A 25,259-nucleotide genomic window follows, 5' to 3' on the forward strand; every position below is an offset into this window, starting at 1 on the left:
CCGTCATGTCCCCTCGAACAACCGGGGGGCCTGCTCCCAGATCAGCAGCGCGGTGCAGCCGATATCGCTCCGCACCTTGTGTTCGGTGCCGGGTTCGTTGACCACCAGGGTTCCGGCGTCATAGGTGCCGGTGTCGTCGCTCTGGCGGCCGGCCAGGATCAGGATGGTTTCGCGGCCGGTATGCGCGTGGCGGGGCACGTCACTGCCGGGGGCATAGCGCAGCAGGGCGGCTGCCGCACCGCCATCGGGCGCGCGATGCAGCCAATGGGCCTCGACACCCGGCCGGAACGGCACCCAGTCGAGGGCGTCGCGCGCGGCGGCATTCAGCAGGCCGGCGCGCAGCACGGCGGGCAGGTTGGTGATCGTCGTCATGGGCGGCTGGCCTCCAGCGCGGTCAGGATGGCATCGACCGGAGCGGCCCATCCGACGATGCCGGCCTGGGCGGTGATCATGGCGATGGTCGCGGCCTTGAAGGCGGGGAAATAGCTGTCGGTGGCATCGGTTGCCAGCAGGCAGTCGAAGCCGCGATCATTGGCCTCGCGCATCGTCGTCTGAACGCAGACCTCGGTGGTGACGCCGGCAAAGACCAGATGGGTGACGCCGCGCGCCTGCAATTCGGCCATCAGCGGCGTGGCGTGAAAGGCACCCTTGCCGGGCTTGTCGATCACCACTTCACCATCCACCGGCGCCAGTTCGGGAATGATCGCCGCACCCGGCTCGCCCCGGATCAGGATCCGGCCCATCGGCCCGGTATCGCCGATCCGCAAGGGCCCGGGGCCGCGCCCGTGTTTGGCGGGCGGGCAATCGGACAGGTCGGGCAGATGGCATTCGCGGGTATGGACAACCGGCAGGCCGGCGGCGCGGAAACCCGCCAGCAGCCGGATCGTCGGCGCGATCGACGCGCGCAGCAGCGACACGTCGTTGCCAAGGGCGGCGCCGAAGCCACCGGGTTCAAGGAAATCGCGCTGCATGTCGATGATGATCAGCGCGAGGCCGGCGCGCGCCGCGACATAATCATAGGGCTCGGCCGGAATGGTCAGCGTGGCCGCTGCGGTCATGGGGTCGTGGTCCTTCCCGGTCAGTGGCCGGCCATGTGGCGGCCGATCGCCAGACGATCGGCCGTGGCGCCGCTGGTCTCGTGCACGATCCGGCCATCCGACATCACCAGAATGCGGTCGGCCAGTTCCAGAAGCTCGTCCAGATCCTCGCTGACCAGCAGCACGGCGGCGCCGCGATTGCGCGCCTCGACGATCTGTCCATGGATATCGGCGACCGCCTGGAAATCCAGGCCGAACACCGGGTTGGCCGCCACCAGCACCTCGACATCGCCGCCGATCTCCCGTGCCAGCACCGCGCGCTGGACATTGCCCCCGGACAGGGCGGCGATCGGCGTGTCGGGCGAGGGCGTGCGCACATTATAGCGGGCGATCAAATCGCGCGCGGCGGCCCTCATCCGGCCTTTCGACAGGAACCAGCGGGCGCGGGCATAGGGCGGCTGGTCGAAGCGGCGGAAGGCCATGTTCTCGGCCACACTCATCCGGCCGACGCAGGCATTCTTCAACGGCTCTTCCGGCAGCAGGCACACCTTGTGGCGCAGCATGTCGGACCGCCGCGCGGCATAAGGCGCGCCGTCGACCATCATCCGGCCGGCGCTCGGCGGGCGCTGCCCCGCCAGCACCTCGACCAGCGCCCCCTGGCCATTGCCCGAGACGCCGGCGATGCCGACGATCTCGCCGCGCCGCACCGCCAGCGTCACCCCGCGCAGCGCGGCCTCGCCGGCATCATCCAGGGCTTCCAGCGCATCGACGGTCAGGGCCACCGCGCCGGGCGGCTGATCGGTGCGCGCCGCGGGCGTCGTGACGGTGGCGCCGCCGATCATCATCCCGGCCATCGCGTCGACCGTCAGCTCGGCCACGGCGCCGCCACCGACCAGACGTCCCCGGCGCAGCACCGACACGTCATCGGCGAAGGCCAGAACCTCGCGGAATTTATGGGTGATGATCAGGATGGTCAGGTCGCCCGCCCGGGCCATCCGCGCCAGCAGACCCAGAATGTCGTCGGCCTCGTCGGGCGTCAGCACCGATGTCGGCTCGTCCAGAATCAGAAAGCGGCAGTCCAGCCAGATCTGTTTCAGGATCTCGACCTTCTGCTTCTCGCCGGCGGCAAGGCTCGCGACCGGCGCATCCAGCGGCACCTGGAACGGCATCCGGGCCATGAAGCCGGCAAGCCGCGCCCGTTCCGCCCGCCAATCGATCACCGCCGGCAGCGTGGCCTGCGCCATCACCAGATTCTCAAGCACGGTCATGCCGGGAACCAGGGTGAAATGCTGATAGACCATGCCGATGCCCAGCGCATGGGCCTGACGTGGATTGGTGATCGGCTGTTCCCGCGCGCCGACGATGACAGCACCTTCCTCGGGCCGGTAATAGCCCATGATGCATTTCACCAGCGTCGATTTGCCGGCGCCGTTCTCGCCCAGCAGGGCATGCACGCTGCCCGGCCGGACCTTCAGGTTGACGCCGTCGAGGGCCGTGAAGCTGCCGAAGCGCTTGGTCATCGCCACCGCTTCCAGGCCCAGCGCGCGCAGTGCCGGTGCCTCGGCGCCGGCGGGCGCGGCTGTGGTTGCCAGATCGGGCAGGGGGCCGCTCATGGCAGGGCCTCAATGAAGGCATCGGCGCTCGCCACCGATCCGAACACGCCGCCCTGCATCTTGATCATCCGGATGGCATGGTCGTGATTGGCCCGGTCGGTGGCGCCGCAGCAGTCGTCGAGCAGCAGGCATTCGAAGCCGCGGTCATTGGCTTCGCGCATCGTGGTGTGCACGCAGACATCGGTGGTGATGCCGGTCAGCACGATGTTGCGGATGCCACGGACATGCAGGATCAGCTCAAGATCGGTGGCGCAGAACGACCCCTTGCCCGGCTTGTCGATGATCGGCTCCCCCGCCAGCGGCGCCAGTTCCGGGATGATGTCCCAGCCGGGCTCGCCCCGCACCAGAATGCGGCCGCAGGGGCCGGGGTCGCCGATGCCGGCGCCGATCCGCTGCGACCGCCACAGCTTGTTGGCCGGCAGATCGGACAGATCCGGGCGGTGGCCCTCGCGGGTGTGGATGATGTGATAGCCCCGCGCCCGCATGGCCGCCAGCACCCGCGCGATCGGCCCGATCGGCGCGCGGGTGAGGCTGAGGTCATAACCCATCGCGTCGACATAGCCGCCGACGCCGCAGAAATCGGTCTGCATGTCGATGATGATCAAAGCGGTGTTGGCCGGTGTCAGCCTGCCATCGAACGGCCAGTCGTAAGGGTCGCCCGGGATGGTGCGGAGATCGGTCGCGGTCATGCGGCGGCATCCTTGTTCGGGGCCATGGGATCAGACGATGGGGGGAGGGCGACGGGGGAGGGGGAGGGGGACGGGGGGGGCGATTGCGGGGGCGGGAAGGGAGCGGGGGCGGTCAACGGGTGACGCTGAGTTCCCCCGGCGCGCCCGCCAGCTTGCGGCGTGACGACGACGCCAGAACCATGATCAGCAGGGTCAGCGCGTAAGGGGCGGCGTTGAACAGGTAATAGCCCTGTGTGACACCCACGGCCTGCAGGGCCGGGCCCAGCGCGCTGGCGCCGCCGAACAGCAGGGATGCATAGAAGCAGTAGAGCGGGTTCCAGCGTGCGAAGATCACCAGGGCAACCGCGGTGATGCCCTGGCCGCTGGACAATCCCTCGTTCCAACTGCCCGGGTAATAGAGCGACAGGAACGATCCACCCACCCCGGCCAGAAAGCCGCCCGCCATGGTCGACCACATCCGCACCCGATCGGGGGCATAGCCCATGGCGCGGGCGGCGTCGGCGCTGTCGCCCACCATCCGCACGATCAGGCCGGCGCGGGTGGAGCGGAAACCCCACAGCATCGCCACCGCCAGAAGCGCGCCGATCACGAACAGGACGTTGATCTGCAAGGCCGACCGGATCTGCGGCACATCCGACCAGAAGCCGAAATCGATGGCCGGCAGATGCGGGGCCGTCGGCTGGATGAAGGGCTTGCCCAGAAAGAAGGCAAGGCCGGTGCCCAGCAGCATCAGCGCGATGCCGACCGCGATGTCGTTGACCTTGGGCAAGGCGCAGATCGTTGCATGCAGCAGACCGAAGACCATGCCGAGGAACCCGGCCACCAGAACCCCGGCCCAGGGCGAGCCGGTGAGATAGGCGGTGCCATAGCCGCCCATGGCCCCCATCACCAGCGTGCCTTCCAGGCCCAGATTGATCCGGCCGCTCTTCTCGGTCAGGCATTCGCCCAGGCTGACGAACAGGAACGGGGTCGAGATGCGGATGGCACCGGCGATCACCGCCAGCGGCACGCCCCACCAGCCCAGAGCTGCATCTTCCATGGTCTTAAGCCTTTCCGCTGGCGGTGGGGAGCAGCGCCTTCAGGCTGAAGACCGGCAGGCGCCACCGGCCATACAGGGTCTCGCTGGCCAGCAGCACCACGAACAGGATGCCTTGCAGCACCATCACGGTGGCGTCGGGCAGGTCCAGCCGGCGCTGAAGCAGGCCGCCGCTGGCGCCGATGCCGCCCATCAGAATCGCGACCGGGATCACCGCCAGCGGGTTCTGGCGGGCCAGGAAGGCCACCAGAATGCCGGTGAAACCATAGCCGGCGGCCAGCGTGGCATTGGCGCGGCCGTGGACGGCCGCCACCTCGATCATACCGGCAAGGCCGGCCGCGGCACCGCCCAGCATCGTCACCAGCACCACCAGCCGGCCGACCGGCAGCCCGGCCGCGCGGCCGGCGCGGACATTGCCGCCGACCATGCGGGCCGCGAAGCCGAAGGTGGTGTGGAACATCAGCACATAGGCGGCGATGCAGAACACCACCCCCAGCACGAAGCCCCAATGCACGTCCATGCCGGGAATGTCGCCGATCATATAAGCCTCGCCGATCGCCGGGGTCGATGGCTTGTTCAGGCTGGCCGGGTCGCGCATCGGCCCCTCGACCATGTGGTTCAGGATCGCGATGGCGATATAGACCATCAGCAGGCTGGAAATGGTTTCACTGACCCCGCGCCGGTGGCGGAGCGCGCCGGTGGCGCCGATCCACAGCCCGCCGGCCAGCATGCCCGCCGCCGCCATCACCACCTGGGTCACGATCACCGGGGCGCCGGCACCGGCCAGCGGCAGCCCTGCCGCCATCGCCGCCAGCCCGCCCAGCACCAGCGCGCCCTCGGCCCCGATCACCACCATGCCGAGTTGTGCGGGCAGGGCGGTGCACAGCGCCACCAGCAGCAGCGGTGCCGCGCGCTGAAGCGTGTTCTGCCACGAAAACCAGGTGCCGAAGGCGCCGCGATACATCAACTGGTACAACTCGACCGGGTCGACCCCGACCGCCGCGATGAAGCCGCCGAACAGCGCCATGCTGACCAGCACCGCCATCAGCGGGATGGCGATGGCCTCGGCTGCCCGGCCATATTTCAGACGTGTGTCCTCTGACATCGGAGGCGGCTCGCTTTCGGGTCGCGATGGCGGCTTTGATGGCGGGGGATGGCGTGTGATGGCGGCGTGGCTCAGGCGGTGGCGCCGATCACGCCCTCGACCAGATAATCCATCTTTTCCAGCAGGATATCGGTCTGACCAAGGGTCGTGCCGGCGGGGATGGCGATGCCGCCCTTGTTGTCTGTGACAGGGCCCTTGAAGATCGCGAAATCACCGGCCATGAACGCGGCCTTCACGGCGTCCGCCTGTTGGCGGCCGGCATCGGGTGCCGCCGCGCCATAGGCCGAGGTCTTCACCACCATCTCCTTCAGGCCGCCGCGTACCAGCGAGGGGATCGGCGTGCCGGCCTGGATATCGGCCACGAAGCGTGGATACAGGACTTCCCAGTTCCATTCGGCGCCGGTCAGATAGCCCTTGGGGGCGAGCGCCGCCTGACTGGCGTGATAGCCGCAGGTGAACATGCCCCGGCGCTCGGCGGTCTCGACGATCACTTTCGGGCTGTCGACATGGCAGGTCACGACATCGGCGCCCTGATCGGCCAGGCTGTTGGTGGCCTCGGCTTCCTTGACCGGCATCGACCAGTCGCCGGTGAAGATGACCTGGGTGGTGATGACGGGGTCGACCGACCGGGCGCCAAGGGTGAAGGCATTGATGTTGCGCAGCACCTGGGGGATCGGCTTGGCGGCGATGAAGCCCAGCTTCTTCGTCTGTGTCGCATGCCCCGCCACCACGCCCGACAGGTACTGGGCCTCGTCGATATAGCCGAAATAGCTGTGAGCGTTGGCGGGGTGGCCCTCGGCCCACAGGCCGCCGCAATGCAGGAAGGTCACCTCCGGATACTTCGCGGCCATCTTCATGACATGCGGGTCGTAATAGCCGAACGAGGTCGGGAAGATCAGTTGCGCGCCATCCAGGTTGATCATGCTCTCGATGGTCTTCTGCACCTCGATCGTCTCGGGCACGTTCTCTTCTTCCAGAACCGTCACGCCGGGGAAGGCGGCTTTCACCGCGGCGGCACCCTGGGCGTGGGCCTGATTGTAGCCATAGTCATCGCGCGGGCCGACATAGATGAAGCCCACCGTCAGTTTGCCCGCCGCCAGGGCATGGCGGATCGGCAGTGTCGATGCGGCGCCGAGAAGGCCCAGCGCACCGGCACCCTTCAGCAGTGTGCGGCGGGAGAAAACGAGGTCATTTGCCATGTCGGGTGCATCCTTGGTGGCGACCGTGCACATGCGGGCGCCGACGGTGTGGCGCTGGTCGTGCGAAGACGGAGGCTGATCGTGGGGCGAAACCTGTCGATCAGCATCAGCAAGCGCCGTGCCAGCCATGGTTACGTCATTCAACCAATTGATCTGAAACAGGAATTTGTCTTCCGCGACGGTGGGGTGGCGGCTCGCGGCACGCATCTGCATCAGAATTGTGCGCAATGTGCATGCAATGACTAAATTATAGTCAATTGTGAAAGACCAGCGATGCGTTGCGGCAGGGGGCTTCAGGCGACTTTCGATTATTCCTTTGAAATCAATGATAAAAAAATCGACATGGCCCTATGTTGTGCGGCTGGCATCCTGCATGCAAAGACGTATGCAAGTTCATCCGTCGCCCCCGCAGCAGTGAGCCCCCGATGCCCCTGACACAGCCGACCGACACGCCTGAACCGCCCGGCCAGCCGGGTGGCGTGCGCCGCAGCCTGGCCGACACCCTTGCCCGCAGGATTGCCGATGACATCATCGAAGGCCGGCTGCCGCCCGGCATCCGGCTGGACGAAGCCGAGCTTGCCGGCCGGTTCGCGGTCTCCCGCACCCCCGTCCGGGAAGCGCTGGGCCAGGTCTGCGCCATGGGGTTGGCCGGCCGCCGACCGCATCGCGGCGTGGTGGTGACGGTGATGTCCGAGGCGCGGCTGCACGAGATGTTCGTGGCCATGGCCGAATTGGAGGCGTCGGCGGCCCGGCTGGCGGCGCTGAACATGACCGGCACTGAACGACACCAGTTGGAGACGCTGCATCTGGACAGCGCCGCCGCCGTGCGTGCCGGCGCGGTGGAGGACTATGCCGCCTGGAACACCCGATTTCACATGCTGATCTATGCCGGCAGCCACAATGCCTATCTGGAGGAACTGGTCGGGCTGACCCGCAAGCGGCTGGCGCCGTTCCGCCGTGCCCAGTTCAACGTGCTCGGCCGGCTGGCGTCGTCCTGTGCCGAGCACGACCGGATGGTGCAGGCGATCCTGCGCGCCGATGCCGAGGCGGCGGCCGAGGCCACCCGCGCCCATGTGCTGACGGTCAGCGCCGCTTCGGTCGCCTATGTCGGCGCGCGCGGGGCCGACGCGGATCGCGCGCCGCAACACAACCCCACCGCCTCATACACGGTCGACATCACCCCCCCTGGCACCATGCCCATCAAGGATAGCATCCGATGACCGAAGCCATGCCTGCCCCCATCGACATCGCGCGGCTGCAAGCGGCCTATCAGGCCGGGCAGACCGATCCCCTGGCGGTGGTCCGGATGGTGCTGGCGCGGATTGCCGCCTGGCCCGATCCGGCCGTGTTCATTCTGCTGCGGGACGCGGCGGCATTGGAGGCCGAGGCACAGGCGCTGGTCGCGCGTGGTCCGGCCGGCCTGCGGCTTTATGGCATCCCTTTCGCGGTGAAGGACAATATCGATGTCGCCGGCCTGCCCACCACCGCAGCCTGCCCCGAATTCACCTATACGCCAGAGGTGTCGGCGACGGTGGTGGATGTGCTGCGGGCGGCGGGCGCGCTGCTGATCGGCAAGACCAATCTGGACCAGTTCGCGACCGGGCTGGTCGGCGTCCGCTCCCCCTGGGGCGCCCCGCGCAGCCCGTTCAATGCCGATTATGTCTCGGGCGGGTCCAGTTCGGGCTCGGCGGTCGCGACCTCGGCCGGGCTGGTCAGCTTCGCGCTGGGCACCGACACGGCCGGCTCCGGCCGGGTGCCGGCCGCCTTCACCAACACCGTCGGGCTGAAGCCCTCGATCGGCCTGATCAGCGCGCGCGGCGTGGTGCCGGCCTGCCGGTCGCTGGACTGCGTCACCATCTTCGCCCAGACCGCCGACGATGCGGCGACGGTTCTGGATGTGGCGGCCGTCGAGGATGCCGGCGACAGCTACAGCCGCCGGGCGCCCTGGGCGGGGTTGGTGCCGCTGCCCCGGGCTCCGGCGCAATTCCGCTTCGGCGTGCCGGCGGCGGATGGGCTCGCCTTTTTCGGCGACGATCTGAACCCGGCCATGTTTCAGGCGGCGGTCGCACGGCTGGAAGCGCTGGGCGGCACGGCGGTCGAGATCGACCTCGCGCCGTTTCTCGACGTGGCACGTCTGCTCTATGAGGGGCCGTGGGTGGCAGAGCGCACCGCCGCCGTCGGCGATTTTCTGGCGGCCCATCCGGATGCCGGTCATCCGGTGGTGCGTGGCATCATCGAGGGCGGCCATGCCGTCAGCGGCGTGGCCGCGTTCCGCGCGCAGTATCGGCTGGAAGCGCTGCGCCGGGTTTGTGACGCGGTCTGGGCCGATGTCGATCTGGTCGTCACCCCCACCGCCGGCACCACCTATACCGTGGCCGCGGTCGAGGCCGATCCGGTGCGGCTGAACAGTACGCTGGGGTATTACACCAATTTCATGAACCTGCTCGACTATGCCGCCGTGGCGGTGCCGGCCGGTTTCCGCGCCGACGGGCTGCCCTTTGGCGTCACCCTGTTCGCGCCGGCCATGGCCGACCGGCGGCTGCTGTCGCTGGGCGACCGGCTGCATCGGGCGGCCGGCCTCACCGCCGGGGCCACCGGGCTGGATCTTGCGCCGGCATCGGCGCGCGGTGCCGTGGAGCCGGGCCAGCGCTGCGATCTTGCCGTGGTCGGCGCCCATATGGAGGGGCTGCCGCTGAACGGTGAGCTGCTGGCGATGGGCGCACGGCTGGTGGCGCGCACCTGCACCGCGCCGGTCTATCGGCTGTATGCGCTGGACGGCCTGCAGCCGCCCCGGCCGGGGCTGGTGCGGGTGGCCGATGGCGGCGCCGCGATCGCGCTGGAGGTGTGGTCGGTGCCGACCGACCGGCTGGGCCGTTTCGTGGCGGGCTTGCGGGCGCCGCTGGGGCTGGGGCAGGTGGAGCTTGCCTCAGGCGACACCGTCGCAGGCTTTCTGTGCGAAGCGGCGGCGGTGGCCGCCGCCCGCGACATCACCGGCCATGGCGGCTGGCGGGCATGGCTGGACAAGGGCCAGGCGGCATAGCCGGCGCCATGGCTCCGGGGGCGTCGCCTCAGGCGGCGGCGCCGTCGATCATCTCATGGGCCTGGGCCATGTCGTCGGCCATCGGCAGCACGCCGGCCAGGCCCGACATCTCGATGGTCTGGGCCACCTGTTCATGCGGTGCCACCAGCACCAGCAACCCGCCGCGGCGCTTGACCAGCTTGGCGCCCGACAGCAGCAGCCTGATGCCGATCGATGCCAGGAATTCCACGCCGCTCATGTCGACGATCACGTTGCGGGCACCGCCGCAGGCGCTGCTGACCGGCAGTTCCACCGCAGCGCTGCCCGCCACGTCGAGCCGGCCGCTCAATTCGATCAGGGTCAGGCCGTCGTCGAGCTTCTGAATGCTGTGGCGCATGATATGCGGACTCCTGGATGCATCGCGTGGCCGCGATCATGCCCATAGTTGATGACGGTTTGATGTCAGTCGGAACATGGCGGCCGGATCATCCGCGCCGGGCCGCCGCATCCGCCACCGCCAGCGCCGCCGGGGTGTTGATGTTCAGGAACGGATCGGCGCCGCCGGGGGCCGGCGGAAAATCGGCGGCGACGGCACCCAGCGCCGCCAGTGCTCCGCCCAGCGACCCGGCCCGGCCGCCATTGCCGGCGCAGGCGCGGGCGGTTTCGGCCAGCGCCCGCACGGCCGGTGCCAATGCCAGCGGCCACAGCGAGACAACCGGATGGATGCGGCCGAAACTGGCCGCCACCGCCGGGCGGATCAGCCCGCCTGCCGGCATGGCCCGGACCAGCCCCTCGACCAGATCCAGTGGCAGCACCGGGGCGTCGTTCGGCACCACCAGCAGCGCCACAGGCTGTGGCTCCAGGGTCGCCGCCCAGGCAAGCCCGGCCTCGATGCCGGCGATCGGGCCGATCGACGGCCCCGGCTGATCGATCAACGCCGCCAGATCACCCAGGCGGGGATCCCGGCCGGCCGGGCGCGCGTCGGACCCTGTCAGCCGCGGCAGCGTGGCACCAAGCCGGATGCTGATCGCCAGGCGCCCGACTTGTGGCCGTATGCGATCGATGACATGGGCCAGCATCGGCCGTCCCGCCAGATCCATGGCGCCCTTGTCGACCCCGCCCATGCGGGTCGCGCGGCCGCCGTTCAGGATAAGCCCGGCGATCTCGGTCTGCGCCATGGTGATGGGGCTCCCGTGGAAGAGGCATCCGGATGCGTCATCCCCCACACTAACCGTCGGCGCCGGCCGGCGCCACGACGACGTGGCCGTGGTGTCATGCCGGCCGTTCCAGAAGGGCGATCGCAGCGGCGCCGACGCCTGCCGCGATCGCCTGCCGCCGGGGCTCGCCGGCCATCGAGCGCGCCATGGTCACACCGCCTGACAGAAGGGCGAGCAAGGCGACGGCGCGGTCGGTCCGCAGCTCGGGCGCAAGCCAGGTGAGGCCGCCGGCGATCCGCGCGATGACCGTGCCGAGGGCCGCTTCGAAACCGGCCCGCGTCTCTGGGCCGGCGCGCATGACATCGGGGGTCAGGCTCTGAAGAGCGCAGCTCTCGTCGAGCGCGCAGGCGAGCCGGTCGCCGAGATATACATCGATGAACCGCTCCGGCCAGTCGGCGGGATGTGCCGCCTGGAGTGCTGCGATGCTGTCATCGAGTTGTGCGAGCCCGGCCACCGCCACCTCGGCGAAGGCACCGTCCTTTGACGGGAAATGGCCATAGAACGCCCCTGAGGTTACGCCGGCCTCTTTGGCGAGGCCGTCGACGCCGATGCCGCCATAGCCCTGGCGCCGGAAGGCGCGGCCGGCGGCAGCGAGCAGGCGGGTGCGGGCTTCTTGCTTCTGACGGTCGGTGTATCGCATCGCGCCATCCTGAAATCACGATCGTTATTTTTAACTTGACTGCATAACGATCGCTATTCATTAATCACATAACGGTCGTTATGCAACGGGCTGATGGCCGCACCCGAAGGAGAACCAGACATGCCGATCGTCCTTACCCTCACCGAAGGGGTTATTCCGGCCGACCAGGAAGGTGCCGCCGTCGCGCGCATCGTCGACGCCTTCCTCCGTCACCACGGCCTTGCCGGAAACACGGTCATGACGCCCAACGTGACCGCTCATGTCAGCGTGCTGCCCAGGGGCCGGACCTATGCCGGCGGAAAGCCGGTGGAGGGGGCCTGGATCGAGACCAGGACGCCGTCTTTCGCGCTCGCCGACCGCGCGATCCAGGCCGCGTTTTTCGGCGAGGCGACCGAGATCCTGCACGTGTTGTCGGGCGGCACCCTGTCCAGAGACCGGATCTGGTCAGACGGTGTGCATGCCGTCGACGGGACGTGGAATATCGGCGGCAAGGCGCTGACGAACGCCGAACTGGGCGATGCGATCGCGGGCGGCTGACCCCATGCGCATCGCCTATACGATGATCCGCGTCGCCGATATCGAGCGGTCGATCGCCTTCTATGTCGACACACTCGGCATGACCCTGTTCCGACGGGAGGATTATCCCACGGGGCGCTTCACCCTGGCCTTTCTCGGCTATGGCGCGGAGCTGTCCGGCGCCACCATCGAACTCACCTGGAACTGGGACGCCCAGCTCTATGACAAGGGCACGGGCTGGGGGCATCTGGCGCTTGCCGTCGGGGATGTCGTCCGCGCCTGCGGGCGGTTCGAGGCAAAGGGTGCCAGGGTCGTCCGCCGCCCGGGGCCGATGATGCATATCTCCCCCCAGCGTGGCGATGCCGAGATGATCGCCTTCATCGAGGATCCCGACGGCTATCGGATCGAACTCGTTCAACACGCGTGACACGGGCAACACGCGTGACACGGGCAACACGCGTGACATGGGCCTGAATATCCGGCTCCGGAGGGGATTTATCACCCTGTCCGGAGCCGGCTTTTCGGGGCCAGGGGTCGGGCCGCCGAGGCATATCCGCAGCCTCTCTACCGGCCGGCGGGTCTCTTGCGCACCATGAAAGTCATGAGCGCGGCGGCCACGATGACGGCAGCGAGATTGTAGATCATGGCGCCGGCGAAGGCGTGGGCATAGCGCCCCGCATTGGAGATGCCGTCGCCGGCAGGCCTGCCAAGGATACCCACGAAGACGATACCGACGACGGAAACGCCGAAGGCTCCGCCGACCTGCTGCATGGTGGATATGAAGCCGGCTGCCATTCCAGCATGTTTTTCAGCAACATAGCCGATGACCAGATTGAGCAGCGGTGTCATCGACAGGCCCTGACCGAAGCCGAACAACACCAGCGGCGGCAGAAGCGCGACTGTTTCAGTTCCATCACCAAGGCCGGCGGTGGTTGCGATCAGCCAGCCGATCCCGGCGGCATAGACCAGCGCGCCGCCGGCGATCGCCATGTTTCCGAAACGCGCCACCAGCTTCGGTGCCACCAGCGACGCGACGACGAAACCGACGCTTGCCGGCGCGAACAGCGTACCGGCCGCGAACGGCGTCAGGCCGAGGCCGGACTGCACCAGCAAAGCGAAGCACAGGAACAGCGATGTCGATGTTGAATAGATCAGCAGCACCACCAGAGATCCCGCCCAGAACGCGACATTGTGGAACAGGGCCAGGTCAATGGCGGGATCGCCGCCACGCTCGGCGACCCGATGCTCCCAGGCGATAAACGCCGCCAGCAGCACGACCGAGGCTGCCATGCTGGCCCAGGTCCAGAGCGGCCAGCCGATCGTCGGGCCTTCGAGCAGCGGCAGAAGCAGGAGCAGCAGCCCCGCTGTCGCCAGTCCGATCCCCGGCCAATCGACGCCCATGGCGTCGGCAGACCGCGATTCCGGGATGATCCGCGCCGATAGCAGCGCGATGACACCGATCGGCAGATTGATCAGAAAGATGATCCGCCAGCCCAGGCCGAACAGATCGCTTTCGACGATGATGCCGCCCAGGACCTGTCCGGCGATGGCCGCCAGTCCCAATGTCATGCCCAGAAGACCGAAGGCGCGGCGGCGGCCCGCGTCGTCAAAGAGGACGCGCAGCAGCGCATAGATCTGCGGAAACAGGATGGCTGCGGTCGCGCCTTGCAGAAGACGGGCGACAATCAGGCTCGTGGCGTCGGGCGCGATACCGCAGAGGAACGATGTGATCGCGAATCCGGCCATGCCGAGCGCGAACAGACGGCGGCGTCCATGGCGATCGCCGAGCCGCCCGCCGGCGATCAACAGCACACCGAAGGCCAGCTCGTATCCGGCGATGACAAAGCCGATGTCGGCGAAGCGCGCGCCGAGGTCGGCCTGCATCGACGGTATGGCGACGTTGACCACGAACAGGTCGAAAACGGTGATGAACCCGCCGAGCAACAGGATGGCCAATGCAAGCGCCGGTGGACGCGGTTTCGCGACAGCCTGCGGGAAGGGGGATTCGGCTGGGGGATGATCGATGGTCATGGCACCTCCAATGTCGTTGAAGCTGCATGCCACATGCGCTAATCATATTACTATGGAACAAATTATAGTATTACTATGAACGATATGCTGAACAACAGGCTGGATCGCACACGCTCCGAACTGGCGGATTTTCTCCGGCGACGGCGGGAAAGTCTGACGCCGCTCGACGTCGGTCTGCCGGTCGGCAAGCGGCGGCGAACGCCGGGGCTGCGCCGCGAGGAGGTGGCGGCACTCGCCGGCGTGGGCATCACCTGGTACACCTGGCTGGAACAGGGCCGCGCCATCAAGGTCTCCACGGCCTTTCTCGACAACGTGTCGCGTGTCCTGAAACTGGATGAGATCGAGCGGCGGCATCTGTTTCTTCTTGCCCATCAGCGACCGCCGGCCATGGCCGGACAGGCATGGTGCGCGTTGCCGCCGCTGGTGCGGCGATTGCTCGACGATCTGACGCTGCGGCCATCCTATGTGCTGAACCTGCGATGGGATGTGATCGGCTGGAACGAGGCGGCCGAGCGCCTGTTCGGGTTCGAGCAGCGTGATGCTGCTGAGCGGAACATGCTCTGGATGCTGTTCGCAGATGATCGGCTGAGCAGCCGGATCGTGGAATGGTCGGTCCAGGCTCCGCAGGTTCTGGCGAGCTTCCGGCGGGATTTTGCGCAGGCCCCTGAAGACGACAGCATGGTCGCCCTCGTTGACGCTCTGGAGCGGATGTCCCCGTCGTTCAGAGATCTGTGGAATCGGCACGACGTGCATGGCCGCTGCGAAGGCCGCCGGAGCTTCATGATTGAAGGTCAGGGGCCGGTTGCGTTCGATCATTCATCCTTCATTGTGGATGAGGAGAAACACCTGCGCCTTGTCTTCTATGCGGCGGTCTGAAATCAGCAGTCGCGCCCGATTTCGCGACGACTGCAACTGTGGTACGAGAGTGTCGGCGGCCGTGAGGGGACGACCCCTTGCCGTGTATCCTGTTGTCATCCGCTCTGCCGACAGATGATCGAGGGCGGGTGACCCGGGACGGGCGACCGGCCATGTTCAGCGGGGACGACCCTGCGCTTCATGTGTGATGCGAGGTTGCTCCCATGGCGTGGATCATTCTGTTTCTGGCCGGGCTGTTCGAGATCGGCTGGGCGATCGGGCTCAAATACACCCACGGCTTCAGCCGGCTGTGGCCGTCGATGTTCACCGCGGCCAGCATGCTGGCATCGGTGGTTCTGCTGGGTGTCGCGCTGAAGCAGTTGCCGCTCGGCACCGCCTATGCGGTCTGGACCGGCATCGGCATCGTCGGCACGGTCATCTTCGGGGTTCTGGTGCTGGGGGAACCCGCGACGGCGGCCCGTCTGGGCTGCATCGTGCTGATCGTGGCCGGCATCGCCGGCCTCAAGATTCTGTCGGCGCATTGAGCCTTTGCCGTGCCTGCGACCGCAGGTCGCAGGCACGGCTGTGTCGATTGTTGCGGATTCATGTCGAAGATCGGTTTGTCAAGCCGTGAACTGCGCAAGAATCAGGCCCAAGTGGATTGGTACAGGGCACGGCGTCTCAGCCGTTCCCCACATCCGAATGGAGAGCCATCATGACCAAAGGTTCGCCGACCATTACCTTCCGCAATCTCGATCGGTCGCTTGCGATCGAGAGCGCGATACGCGATCGGGCCGCGTTGATCTATCGCATGGGTGCGCGGATCGAGCAGCTTCAGGTGGTGATAGAGGCCGCGAACCGGACGAATGATCGCATTCAGGGGCTCACGGTGCGCGTCGAGATGGCGGTGCCGGGTCCGGATATCGTGGTGACACGGATCCGGCCGCGGGTGTCGGGGCCTGAGGATGTGGTGCAGGTGGTGCGTGATGCGCTCGATACCGCCCGGCGCCAGTTGGCGCAGCGGCTGTCGGTGCGGCGCGATGCCGTGCGCGATCGGCGCAGTGCCTGATGCCGACGACGGTCGCCGGGGCCGCCGCCTGAACCGGCGCCCCGCTCGAACCCTGGATCAAACCATCCCGCCAGTTTCGACTGGCGGGATTTTTTTGTGCGACCGCCTGCCACCTCAGACGACTGATGAACACGGTTGAAAAATGACACGCGCTCGGATATCCATCAGATGTAAATGATATGAACTTAAATCAATTATAACTGTTCATGTGCCGATGCGGGTCGGGGCCCGCATCGGGGGCACGGGGATGATCAAGGGGGCGGGGTAGACATGAGCGGCTGGAGAGGGCGGGTCCGCGCGGGATGCGGCGCGACTGTTGCAATGACGGCTCTGGTCATGGGCGCCGGTCTGCCGGCGGTGGCCATCGCCGCCGATACGGTACGCTTTGCCCATTGGGTGCCGACGACGCATGAACTGCATCGCGGGGTCGAGGCCTGGAGCCGTTCGGTGACCGAGGCATCGAAGGGGACGCTGGACGTCCAGGTGTTTCCGGCCGAACAGCTTGGCAAGGCGCGTGATCATTACGACATGGTCGCAAGCGGCATCGCCGATCTGGCGCTGGTGGTGCCGGGCTATACCCCCGGCCGTTTTCCGATCGTGTCGGTGCTGGAACTGCCATTCCTGGTGCCGGGGGCCGCACAGGCCGCCGCACCCTTCGACACCTGGTATCGGCCGATGGCATCGCTGGAGATGCCCGCGGTGACCTATTGCCTGGGCATCGTTCAGGAACCCGGCATTCTGCATACAAAGGTGCCGGTGGCGCGACCCGATGACGTCGACGGCATGAAGCTGCGCCCGGGCTCGGCTCTGGTCGGGCGGCTGTTCGCGTCGATGGGCGCCTCGGCCGTGTCGATCAGCGCGCCGGAAGCGCGTGAGGCGGCCGCGCGCGGCGTGATCGATGCGGCGACCCTCGCCTATGGCACGCTGGTGTCGTTCGGGCTCGACAAGGTTCTGAACCATCACCTCGACCTGCCGCTCTACAGCGTGCCGGTGCTCTATCTTGCCAACGCCGCCTGGTATCAGGGGCTTGCCGGCGATGCGAAGGCGGCGGTCGACGCGCATTGCTCGACCGCATGGAGTGTCAGGCAATCGACCGGCTGGGCCGACTGGGAACGCGCCGGCGCCAAGACCCTGGCCACCCTGCCGGGGCAGGTCTTCACCAGCCCCGATGCGGCCGAGCGCGCCTTGTGGGAGGCGACCGGCGCACCGTTCCGGGCCCAGTGGATCGTGGATGCCACGGCCAAAGGCATCGATGGCGAGACGGCATTGCGCGATCTGGAAGCGGCGATTGCCGCCGCGCCGCCGGTGCCGGCGGATTGACGATGGCCGGATGGGGTGGCGATCGATGCAGCGTGCCTTGCGGCGACTGACCGCGATGGTCGAGACGGCTGCGGCCACGACCGCGGCGATGGCGCTGGGCGTTGCGGTGCTGGCCGGGGCCGGGGCCGCGTTGCTGCGCTATATCGCGGGCATCGCCGTGCCGGATGGCTTCGACATCGTGCGGCTGACCGGCGGCATCGCCGCCTGCTGGGGCATTGCCGCGGCGATCGCCGCCGACGACCTGATCCGGATCGATCTGGCGGCCGGCCTGGGGCGGCGGGCTGCCCGGCTCACCGCGTTCACCGGCGCCATCGGGCTGGCGGCCGGCGGCCTGCTGCTGGCGCGATCCGGCGTGCTGGGCGCCATGCTGCTGACCTATAGCGGCGAGACCACGGCCGATCTGCAGATGCCGCTCTGGCCCGCGCATCTGGTTATGGCGGCGGGGTTGGTGGTGGCGGCGCTGGCCGGCCTGTGCCGGATGCTGATGGCGGTGCTGCCGCCGGAGCCGGCCGACGGGGGTGCGCCATGATCGATGGCGGGCTTGCGGCGATCGGCGGCTTCGTGGCGCTGTTCGTGCTGGCGGTTCTGCGGGTGCCGGTGGGCTTTGCCATGCTGCTGGCAGGGCTTGGCGGCATCGCCGCCACGGTCGGCATCGGGCCGGCGGCTGCCATCGCCCTGCAATCGCCGCTGCGCACCCTGACCGCGCATGACATGCTGCTGATCCCGATGTTCATCGCGATGAGCGCGCTTGCCAACCACACCGGGCTGGGTCGGGAACTGTATGGCGCCGGGCAGGCCTGGGCCGGCCATCGCCGCGGCGGGCTGGGGCTTGCCACCATTCTGGCCAGCGCCGGCTTTGCCGGCATCTGCGGATCGTCGGTGGCCTCCACGGCCGCGATGGCGCGGGTGGCGCTGCCGGAAATGCGCGCTCATGGCTATGCGCCAAGGCTGGCGGCCGGCACGGTTGCCGCCGGCGGCACGCTGGGTATCCTGATCCCGCCATCCCTGGTGCTGGCCTTGTATGGCCTGCTGACCGAACAGGACATCGGCAAGCTGTTCATCGCCGGCCTGCTGCCGGGTCTTCTCGCGGTGGTGCTGTACGGGCTGGCGGTGTCGTGGGTGGCGCGCCGCGATCCCGGGGCCGCCCCCCGGGCGCCGCGAACGCCCTGGCGCGGGCGGCTGGCATCGCTGCGCGGCTTGTGGGCGGTGCTCCTGATCTTCACGGGCATCATCGGCGGCCTGTATCTGGGGGTGTTCGCGCCCAGCGAGGCCGGTGCCATGGGCGCGCTGGGTGTCGCCGTCGTCGGGGTGGTTCGGGGCCGGCTGGATGCCCGGGCTGTGCGCGCGGGGTTGACGGAAGCCGCGCGGACCGCCGCATCGGTGATGGTGGTGCTGATCGGGGCGCTGGTCTTCGGCTATTTCCTGGCGCTGACCCGCGCGCCGCAGATGCTGGTGGCGATGCTGGCCGATACCGGCCTGCCGCCCTGGGGGGTGATGGCGGCGATGCTGGCCGGATATCTGCTGCTCGGCTGCGTGCTCGACACCCTGGCGATGATCGTGCTGACCGTGCCGATCACCTATCCGGTGGCCATGGCGCTGGGGTTCGATCCGATCTGGTTCGGCGTGGTGGTGACCATGACTGTCGAGATCGGCCTGATCACGCCGCCCTACGGGCTGAATGTGCTGGTCCTGAACACGATCGCGCGCGATGTGGGGCTGATCGACATCTATCGCGGCGTGGCGCCCTTCGTCTGTGTCGACCTGGTCCGGCTGATCCTGATCTGTCTGCTGCCCGGCATCGTGCTGTGGCTGCCATCGACTATGGGATGAGGTGACATGCGCGCGATCGATCCGTTTTTCCGTGGCCTGTCGCTGGCGCCGGACCGGCCGGCGCTGATCGACGCACAGGCGCCGGACCAGCCGGTCAGCTATGCGGCGCTGGCCGACATGGTCGAGGCCCTGGCCGGATGGCTGGCAGGGGTCGCCATGGCCGGAGGCGGCGGAGCGCCAGGACGTGTGGCGGTGTTGTCGCCCAATGCGGCAGGTGCCTTCGCCGTGGTGCTGGCCTGCCTGCGCGCCGGCGTCACCTGGGTGCCGATCAACGCCCGCAATGCGCTGGACGAGAACCTGTTCATCATGAACCAGGCGAAGGTGTCGGTGCTGGCGGTTGCCGATGCCTTCGCCTTCGATCTGCCGCGCATTCTTGCGGCCGTGCCCGGGATCACCGCGGTGCTGATGCTGGGCCATGCACCGCCGCCGGCCGGCGAGGGCGGGCTGGTGGTGGCGGTGGCCGAGGGCGTGCTGGCCGATCCGCCGCCGCCGGCACCGGACCCGGTGGATGATCCTGATCGGGTATCGTCGGTGCTGTCGACCGGCGGCACCACGGGCCGGCCGAAGGGGGTGGTGTGGACCGATCGGATGTGGGAAGCGCTGACCCTGTCGATCTGGGCGCATATGCCGATGACCGATGGTGCGCCGCCGGTCCATCTGGTGGCGGCGCCGATGACCCATGCGGCGGGGGTGATCGCCGTTCCGCTGCTGGCGGGTGGCGCCACCACCGTCATCCTGCCGCGGGCCGATCCGCAGGCGATCATGGCGGCGATCGCGCGCCACCGGGTCACCCATCTGTTCCTGCCGCCGACCGTGATCTACATGATCCTGGCCGATGCCGAGGCACGCCGTCACGACACGTCGTCCTTGCGCTATCTGATCTATTCGGCGGCCCCGATGGCCCCCGACAAACTTGCCGACGCCATGGCGCTGTTCGGTCCGGTGCTGGTGCAGGGCTATGGCCAGGCCGAAATTCCACTGATGGGCACGTTCATGGGCGCCGCCGAGCATGCGGCGGCACTGGCATCCGGCAACCGCGCCCGGCTGATGTCGGCCGGCCGGCCGGGCCTCGCCTCCGCCGTGTCGATCCGCGACGATGCCGGCCGGCCGGTGCCGGTGGGCGAAACCGGCGAGATCTGTTTTCGCGGCAGCCTCGTCACCCCGGGCTATGACGGACGCCCGGACCTCACGGCCGAACACCGCTTCGGCGACTGGCACCGCACCGGCGATCTGGGCTTCATCGATGCCGAGGGTTATGTCTCGATCGTCGATCGCGCCCGCGACATGATCATCAGTGGCGGCTTCAACGTCTATTCGGCCGAGGTCGAACGCGCAATCCTGGCCCATCCGGGCATCCGGGATTGCGCGGTGATCGGCGTCCCGCACGACATCTGGGGCGAGGCGGTCACCGCGATCATAGAACCGGTATCGGGTACCGGTGTCGACCTTGACGCGCTGTCGGCACAGCTTCGAGCGGAACTCGGAGGCGTGAAGGCACCCAAGGCGATCGAGATTTGGCCCGAACTGCCGCGCAGCCCGGTTGGCAAAGTGCTGAAGCGTCAGATTCGCGACACCCACTGGAAAGATAGATTGAGGAAGATTTAAGGGTAAGGACAATTGATTGGAAACATCACCTTGACCTTCAGGTCAAGGTGGCCAACCTTGAAGGTTGGGTGGCGAGCTGCGCCATCGCATCACGACCTTGAGGTCTTTCATGTCCGCCTCTTCGTCCTTGCCGGGGACGGCTGGCACCGGCACCCCCGGCATGGGGGCACCCGCCAGCCGTGCCGGCATCCAGGTACTGGCCATCGCCGAGGCTGATCCGCGCCGCGACGCGATCGAGCGTCGGCTTGCCACGGTGGCGCTCGATGATCTTCTGGCGCTGCATGCGCGGACACTTGCCGCCGCGCGCACCGCCCGTGCCGCCGACGACATGCCGCGGCTGTTCGATCTGGTGCGGGGCCTGAAAACCCTGCAGCGGATCGCTGGCGAACGTGGTCATGTGATCATGGCGCCGACGGTGTCCCGGCCTCGCTGACCACCCATACCGCACGCCACTGACGGATACGCCCCCGCCTATGTCCGACCACGTGACGCCCGATGACGCGCCATCCCCCGGTGTTGCGCCCATCCCCTTGAAAACCGCCTGGCTTGCCGGCGTCAAACTCGCGCTGCTGATCATGGTGGCCTATCTCTCGGTTGCGTTCTCGTTCGGGTTGCTGGCGATCGAAAGCGGATTGCCGCCCTGGGCTGCCGTCGCCATGTCGGTGCTGGTCTATGCCGGCGCCGCGCAGTTCATGGCCGTGGCGCTGATCGCCGCCGGCACCGCCATGCCGGCGGTGGTGCTGGCCGTGGGCGTGCTGAACCTGCGCCATATGGTGATGACCCTGGCCTTGCCCGGCATCCGGCCGGCCGTGGGGCGCCTTGGCTGGCCCGCCCGCATGGCGCTCTATGCCGGGATGACCGACGAGGCTTTCGCGGCCGCAAGCTTCGCCACCGCGCCCGCCGCCGGCCGGCCGGCGGCGTTGGGTACGCTGGTCTTTACGATCTATCTGTCGTGGATCGTGGGCACGGCAGCCGGTATCGCCGCCGGCGCGCTTGTGCCGGCCGATCTGCGGGCGGCGATGGCGGCCGGTTTATACGCGCTGTTCGTGGCGCTGCTGGTGCCGGGGCTGAAGGCGCGTCCCGCCATGGCATGGGTGGTGAGTGCTGCCGCGATCGTGAACGCGGCGCTCAGCCCGTTCATGCCCGCCGGGGTGGCGCTGCTGCTGTCCATCCTGTGCGTGGCCGGCGGCTATGCGCTGATCGCCGGTGGCCGTGGCCCTGACGCGACGGCATCTGCCGGTGACGGACGGCGGGGATCGGGGCGGCGGGGATCGGGGCGGCGGGGATCGGGGGGGATGCAGCGGTGATGTTCGATCCGATGCTGCTGATCACCGTATTGGGCATGATGGTGGTCACTCTGGTGCCGCGCGTGCTGCCGGCATTGCTGCCGACCGGCTGGCGGCCGGGGCGGCGCGCGCAGGCCTTCCTGGATGCGGTGCCGTTTGCGGCGCTGGGGGCGCTGATCATTCCCGGCGTGTTCCAGATCGAGGGCGGCATCATGGCGGGTGCCGCGGTGGTTGCCGGCGCCGCGGTCGCGGCCTTTGCCCGTGCGCCGCTGGCGATCACGGTGGCGATCGGTGTCGCCATTGCCTATCTGATGGCATAGCCGGCTGATGGCATAGCCGGCTGATGGCCTGGCCGGTCACGGCATTGCCGGTCCGCGGGCGGCGGCGGGCCAGCCGGCTTGCTCCCGGCGGCTGGCGGGTGCAGGATCAGGGGATCAGCCCGGTCTCTCTGGCCGGCCTCTGCCTTCGATCAACCGGGACGCGCATGAAAACCGATCTGCCGAAGACCATCCTGCTCGCCGAATATGCGCCGCCTGCCTATCAGGTGTCGACGATCGACCTGGAATTCAGGCTCGATCCGCATGCGACGCGGGTGACCGCCACCAGCCGCTTCGACCGCATGGCCGGGGCCGCCGCCGACGCGCCGCTGGTGCTGGACGGTGCCGGGCTGCGGTTGGTCTCGATCATGATCGACGGTGCGCCCGTGGGCCCCGACCGCTATGACCAGCAGGAAGAACGTCTGGTCATTCGCGGGGTTCCGGCCGGTTTCGTGCTGACGGTCATCACCGAGATCGATCCGGCCGGCAACACCGCGTTGGAAGGGCTGTACCAGTCGAACGGCATATTCTGCACCCAGTGCGAGGCCGAGGGCTTTCGCAAGATCACCTATTTCCCCGATCGGCCGGATGTGATGGCGCGCTATCGCACCACGATCATCGGCGATCCGGTGGTCCTGCCGGTGATGCTGTCCAATGGCAACCCTGTCGCGGACGAGACCGGGCCGGACGGCCTGCGCCGGATCGTGTGGGAAGACCCGTTCCCCAAGCCCAGCTATCTGTTCGCGCTTGTGGCCGGGGATCTGGCACTTCACGAGGACAGCTTCACCACGATCAGCGGCCGGAGCGTGGCGCTGCGGCTGTATGTGGAGCCGCGCAACGCCGACAAATGCGCCCATGCCATGGCCTCGCTGAAAAAGGCGCTTGCCTGGGACGAGACCGCCTATGGTCGCGAATACGATCTGGACATCTACATGATCGTCGCGGTCGATGACTTCAACATGGGCGCCATGGAGAACAAGGGCCTGAATGTCTTCAATTCGAAGTATATTCTGGCCCGTCCCGATACCGCCACCGATGCCGATTATGCCGGGATCGAGGCGGTGGTCGCCCATGAATACTTCCACAACTGGACCGGCAATCGCATCACCTGCCGCGACTGGTTTCAACTGAGCCTGAAGGAAGGGCTGACGGTGTTCCGCGAACAGCAGTTCGTGGCCGATCACCAGTCGGCGGCGGTATCGCGCATCCATGACGTGCGGGTGCTGCGCGCGGCGCAGTTCCCTGAGGATGCCGGCCCGACGGCCCATCCGGTACGGCCCGACAGCTATATCGAAATCAGCAATTTCTATACCAGCACGGTCTATAACAAGGGCGCCGAAGTCATCCGCATGCTCCATACCCTGATCGGCGAAGACGCCTATCGCCGTGGCATGGATCTGTACTTTCAGCGCCATGACGGCCAGGCGGTGACCTGCGAGGATTTCATCCGCGCCCATGCCGACGCCAATGACCTCGACCTCGGCGATTTCTTCCGCTGGTATGTTCAGGCGGGCACGCCCGAGGTATCTGTCGACACCCGTCATGACCCCGATGCCGGCACCTTCGACGTCACCTTCACCCAGACCCTGGCGCCGACCCCCGGCCAGCCGGTGAAGCAGCCCATGGTCGTGCCCGTGCGCGCGGCGCTGATCGGCCCCGACGGCGCGCCGCTGCCGATGATGCTGGCCAATGAACCCGCCGATGCACCGCAGGCCGGCGCCCTGGAGCGGGTGCTGGTGCTGTCGGACCGCGTCACCCGCTTCACCTTCATGCAGCTACCCGAACGGCCGGTGCCGTCGCTGCTGCGCGGATTCTCGGCGCCGGTGAAGCTGGACACCAGGGCCGAGGATGCCGATCTGGCCTTTCTGATGGGTCATGACGACGACCCGTTCAATCGGTGGGAGGCGGCGCAGACCTATGCCATCCGGGTCATCCACCGGCTGATCGCCGATATCGGCGCCGGCCGTCCGCTGGTGCTGCCCCTTGAGTTCCGCGAGGCCTTCACCCGTACCATCACCGATGACGCGCTGGACCCGGCGCTGGTTGCCGAGGCGCTGACCCTGCCGGGTGAGAGCTATCTGGCCGAGACGATGTCGCGGATCGATGTCGAGGGCATCACCACCGCGCGCCAGTTCGTGCGGCGCGAGATCGGCCGCAGCCTGGAGCCGCAGTTGATCGCGCTGTTCGACCGGCTGGAAGCGGCCGAGGCCGGCCAGCCCTATGCCTTCGAGACCGCGGCGGTCGGCCGGCGATCGCTGGCCAATCTGTGCCTGGCCTATCTGGGTGCGGCGGGCGGTGCCGCCGGGCTTGAGCGGGCCGAACGGCGTTTCGCCACCGCCACCAACATGACCGATGCTCTGGGCGGCCTGCTGGTGCTGGCCGATCAGCCGGGCGAGCTGTCGCAGCCGGCATTCGATGCGTTCTATGACCGCTGGAAAGACGAGCCGCTGGTGGTCGACAAATGGTTCATGGTCCAGGCGACGGCCTCGCGCCCGGATGCGCTGGATCACGTGCTGACGCTGATGGAACATCCCGCCTTCTCGATGCGCAACCCGAACCGGGTCCGGTCGCTGATCGGCGCCTTCGCCGCCAGCAACCCGCAGGGTTTCCATGCCGCAGACGGCCGTGGTTACGAATTCCTCGCCGATCAGATCGTGGCGCTGGATGCCATGAACCCGCAGATCGCCGCCCGTCTGGTGGGTCCGTTCAAGCGCTGGCGGCGCTATGACGACCGCCGCCAGGGCATGATGCGCGCGGCGCTGGAGCGGATCATGTCGCGCAAGAGTCTGTCGCGCGATGTGTATGAGATGGTGACCAAGTCTCTGGCATGATCTGAGCGGGCCCTGGCATGACCTGACCGGCCGACCGCACGGCG

At 67.9% G+C, this 25,259-nt stretch carries 26 protein-coding genes; 15 read left to right on the forward strand and 11 right to left on the reverse strand.

What is annotated here, in order from left to right; all coding sequences use genetic code 11:
- Positions 1-3: 3 nt before the first annotated feature.
- From WG924_RS00730 to WG924_RS00760, 7 genes are all read right to left on the reverse strand, one after another.
- Complete coding sequence (locus tag WG924_RS00730) at positions 4-372, reverse strand: cupin domain-containing protein (protein ID WP_345930906.1); 369 nt, start codon at positions 370-372, stop codon at positions 4-6.
- Positions 369-1,058 carry a cysteine hydrolase family protein gene (locus WG924_RS00735; protein ID WP_345930907.1) on the reverse strand — a complete coding sequence of 230 codons (690 nt, stop codon included), beginning with the start codon at positions 1,056-1,058 and terminating at the stop codon, positions 369-371. Before WG924_RS00735 ends, WG924_RS00730 begins: the two co-directional genes overlap by 4 nt.
- 20 nt (positions 1,059-1,078) lie before the next feature.
- The gene (locus WG924_RS00740) at positions 1,079-2,557 is read right to left on the reverse strand and encodes an ABC transporter ATP-binding protein (protein WP_345931724.1); all 1,479 of its coding nucleotides are present in this window, start codon (positions 2,555-2,557) and stop codon (positions 1,079-1,081) included.
- An 89-nt stretch (positions 2,558-2,646) separates the two neighbouring features.
- Positions 2,647-3,339, reverse strand: coding sequence for a biuret amidohydrolase (biuH, locus tag WG924_RS00745; RefSeq protein ID WP_345930908.1), 693 nt, complete (start codon positions 3,337-3,339; stop codon positions 2,647-2,649).
- A 112-nt stretch (positions 3,340-3,451) separates the two neighbouring features.
- Positions 3,452-4,378, reverse strand: coding sequence for an ABC transporter permease (locus WG924_RS00750; protein WP_345930909.1), 927 nt, complete (start codon positions 4,376-4,378; stop codon positions 3,452-3,454).
- Between the two features lie 4 nt (positions 4,379-4,382).
- Complete coding sequence (locus WG924_RS00755; protein ID WP_345930910.1) at positions 4,383-5,480, reverse strand: ABC transporter permease; 1,098 nt, start codon at positions 5,478-5,480, stop codon at positions 4,383-4,385.
- A gap of 71 nt (positions 5,481-5,551) precedes the next feature.
- Entirely contained in the window at positions 5,552-6,679 is a 1,128-nt protein-coding gene (locus WG924_RS00760; protein ID WP_345930911.1) for a BMP family ABC transporter substrate-binding protein, read from the reverse strand.
- A 425-nt stretch (positions 6,680-7,104) separates the two neighbouring features.
- On the opposite strand from WG924_RS00760, the gene WG924_RS00765 reads away from it, so the two are divergent.
- Together WG924_RS00765 and atzF are read left to right on the forward strand one after the other, a co-directional pair.
- Positions 7,105-7,899 (forward strand): GntR family transcriptional regulator, encoded by a 795-nt coding sequence (locus tag WG924_RS00765; RefSeq protein WP_345930912.1) that lies wholly within the window; start codon positions 7,105-7,107, stop codon positions 7,897-7,899.
- Positions 7,896-9,719: an allophanate hydrolase gene (atzF, locus tag WG924_RS00770; RefSeq protein WP_345930913.1), complete on the forward strand. Its 1,824-nt coding sequence runs from the start codon at positions 7,896-7,898 to the stop codon at positions 9,717-9,719. The genes WG924_RS00765 and atzF overlap by 4 nt, the downstream gene beginning before the upstream one ends.
- Before the next feature lie 28 nt (positions 9,720-9,747).
- Here the strand turns inward: atzF and WG924_RS00775 are convergent, their stop codons facing one another.
- From WG924_RS00775 to WG924_RS00785, 3 genes are all read right to left on the reverse strand, one after another.
- On the reverse strand, positions 9,748-10,095 hold the full coding sequence (locus WG924_RS00775) for an STAS domain-containing protein (protein ID WP_345930914.1): 348 nt from the start codon (positions 10,093-10,095) through the stop codon (positions 9,748-9,750).
- A gap of 88 nt (positions 10,096-10,183) precedes the next feature.
- Complete coding sequence (locus WG924_RS00780; RefSeq protein ID WP_345930915.1) at positions 10,184-10,876, reverse strand: NTP transferase domain-containing protein; 693 nt, start codon at positions 10,874-10,876, stop codon at positions 10,184-10,186.
- Positions 10,877-10,970: 94 nt separating this feature from the next.
- The gene (locus WG924_RS00785; protein WP_345930916.1) at positions 10,971-11,555 is read right to left on the reverse strand and encodes a TetR/AcrR family transcriptional regulator; all 585 of its coding nucleotides are present in this window, start codon (positions 11,553-11,555) and stop codon (positions 10,971-10,973) included.
- A gap of 120 nt (positions 11,556-11,675) precedes the next feature.
- Between WG924_RS00785 and WG924_RS00790 the strand changes: the two genes are divergently transcribed.
- Both WG924_RS00790 and gloA read left to right on the forward strand, forming a co-directional pair.
- Complete coding sequence (locus WG924_RS00790) at positions 11,676-12,092, forward strand: 4-oxalocrotonate tautomerase (RefSeq protein WP_345930917.1); 417 nt, start codon at positions 11,676-11,678, stop codon at positions 12,090-12,092.
- 4 nt (positions 12,093-12,096) lie between these two features.
- Positions 12,097-12,498 carry a lactoylglutathione lyase gene (gene gloA / locus WG924_RS00795; RefSeq protein ID WP_345930918.1) on the forward strand — a complete coding sequence of 134 codons (402 nt, stop codon included), beginning with the start codon at positions 12,097-12,099 and terminating at the stop codon, positions 12,496-12,498.
- Between the two features lie 137 nt (positions 12,499-12,635).
- On the opposite strand, the gene WG924_RS00800 is transcribed toward gloA, so the two are convergent.
- Positions 12,636-14,102, reverse strand: coding sequence for an MFS transporter (locus tag WG924_RS00800; RefSeq protein WP_345930919.1), 1,467 nt, complete (start codon positions 14,100-14,102; stop codon positions 12,636-12,638).
- A gap of 75 nt (positions 14,103-14,177) precedes the next feature.
- On the opposite strand from WG924_RS00800, the gene WG924_RS00805 reads away from it, so the two are divergent.
- From WG924_RS00805 to pepN, 11 genes are all read left to right on the forward strand, one after another.
- Positions 14,178-14,978, forward strand: coding sequence for a helix-turn-helix transcriptional regulator (locus WG924_RS00805; protein WP_345930920.1), 801 nt, complete (start codon positions 14,178-14,180; stop codon positions 14,976-14,978).
- Positions 14,979-15,181: 203 nt separating this feature from the next.
- Complete coding sequence (gene sugE, locus WG924_RS00810; RefSeq protein WP_345930921.1) at positions 15,182-15,502, forward strand: quaternary ammonium compound efflux SMR transporter SugE; 321 nt, start codon at positions 15,182-15,184, stop codon at positions 15,500-15,502.
- A 170-nt stretch (positions 15,503-15,672) separates the two neighbouring features.
- A complete protein-coding gene (locus tag WG924_RS00815; protein ID WP_188578946.1) occupies positions 15,673-16,026 on the forward strand; it encodes an HPF/RaiA family ribosome-associated protein in 354 nt (117 codons plus the stop codon).
- Between the two features lie 321 nt (positions 16,027-16,347).
- Positions 16,348-17,346 (forward strand): TRAP transporter substrate-binding protein DctP, encoded by a 999-nt coding sequence (dctP, locus tag WG924_RS00820; protein WP_345930922.1) that lies wholly within the window; start codon positions 16,348-16,350, stop codon positions 17,344-17,346.
- Positions 17,347-17,371: 25 nt separating this feature from the next.
- Positions 17,372-17,875: a TRAP transporter small permease subunit gene (locus tag WG924_RS00825; protein WP_345930923.1), complete on the forward strand. Its 504-nt coding sequence runs from the start codon at positions 17,372-17,374 to the stop codon at positions 17,873-17,875.
- Positions 17,872-19,176: a TRAP transporter large permease gene (locus WG924_RS00830; protein ID WP_345930924.1), complete on the forward strand. Its 1,305-nt coding sequence runs from the start codon at positions 17,872-17,874 to the stop codon at positions 19,174-19,176. Before WG924_RS00825 ends, WG924_RS00830 begins: the two co-directional genes overlap by 4 nt.
- A 6-nt stretch (positions 19,177-19,182) precedes the next feature.
- On the forward strand, positions 19,183-20,781 hold the full coding sequence (locus tag WG924_RS00835; protein WP_345930925.1) for an AMP-binding protein: 1,599 nt from the start codon (positions 19,183-19,185) through the stop codon (positions 20,779-20,781).
- Positions 20,782-20,890: 109 nt separating this feature from the next.
- Positions 20,891-21,214, forward strand: coding sequence for a hypothetical protein (locus tag WG924_RS00840; protein ID WP_345930926.1), 324 nt, complete (start codon positions 20,891-20,893; stop codon positions 21,212-21,214).
- Positions 21,215-21,254: 40 nt separating this feature from the next.
- Positions 21,255-22,088: an AzlC family ABC transporter permease gene (locus WG924_RS00845; RefSeq protein WP_345930927.1), complete on the forward strand. Its 834-nt coding sequence runs from the start codon at positions 21,255-21,257 to the stop codon at positions 22,086-22,088.
- On the forward strand, positions 22,088-22,387 hold the full coding sequence (locus tag WG924_RS00850; RefSeq protein WP_345930928.1) for an AzlD domain-containing protein: 300 nt from the start codon (positions 22,088-22,090) through the stop codon (positions 22,385-22,387). Before WG924_RS00845 ends, WG924_RS00850 begins: the two co-directional genes overlap by 1 nt.
- A gap of 164 nt (positions 22,388-22,551) precedes the next feature.
- The gene (pepN, locus tag WG924_RS00855; RefSeq protein ID WP_345930929.1) at positions 22,552-25,215 is read left to right on the forward strand and encodes an aminopeptidase N; all 2,664 of its coding nucleotides are present in this window, start codon (positions 22,552-22,554) and stop codon (positions 25,213-25,215) included.
- Positions 25,216-25,259: the final 44 nt, after the last annotated feature.

The sequence above is a fragment of the Tistrella arctica genome, from assembly GCF_039630945.1.
In the GTDB taxonomy this organism is placed as follows: Bacteria; Pseudomonadota; Alphaproteobacteria; order Tistrellales; family Tistrellaceae; genus Tistrella; species Tistrella bauzanensis.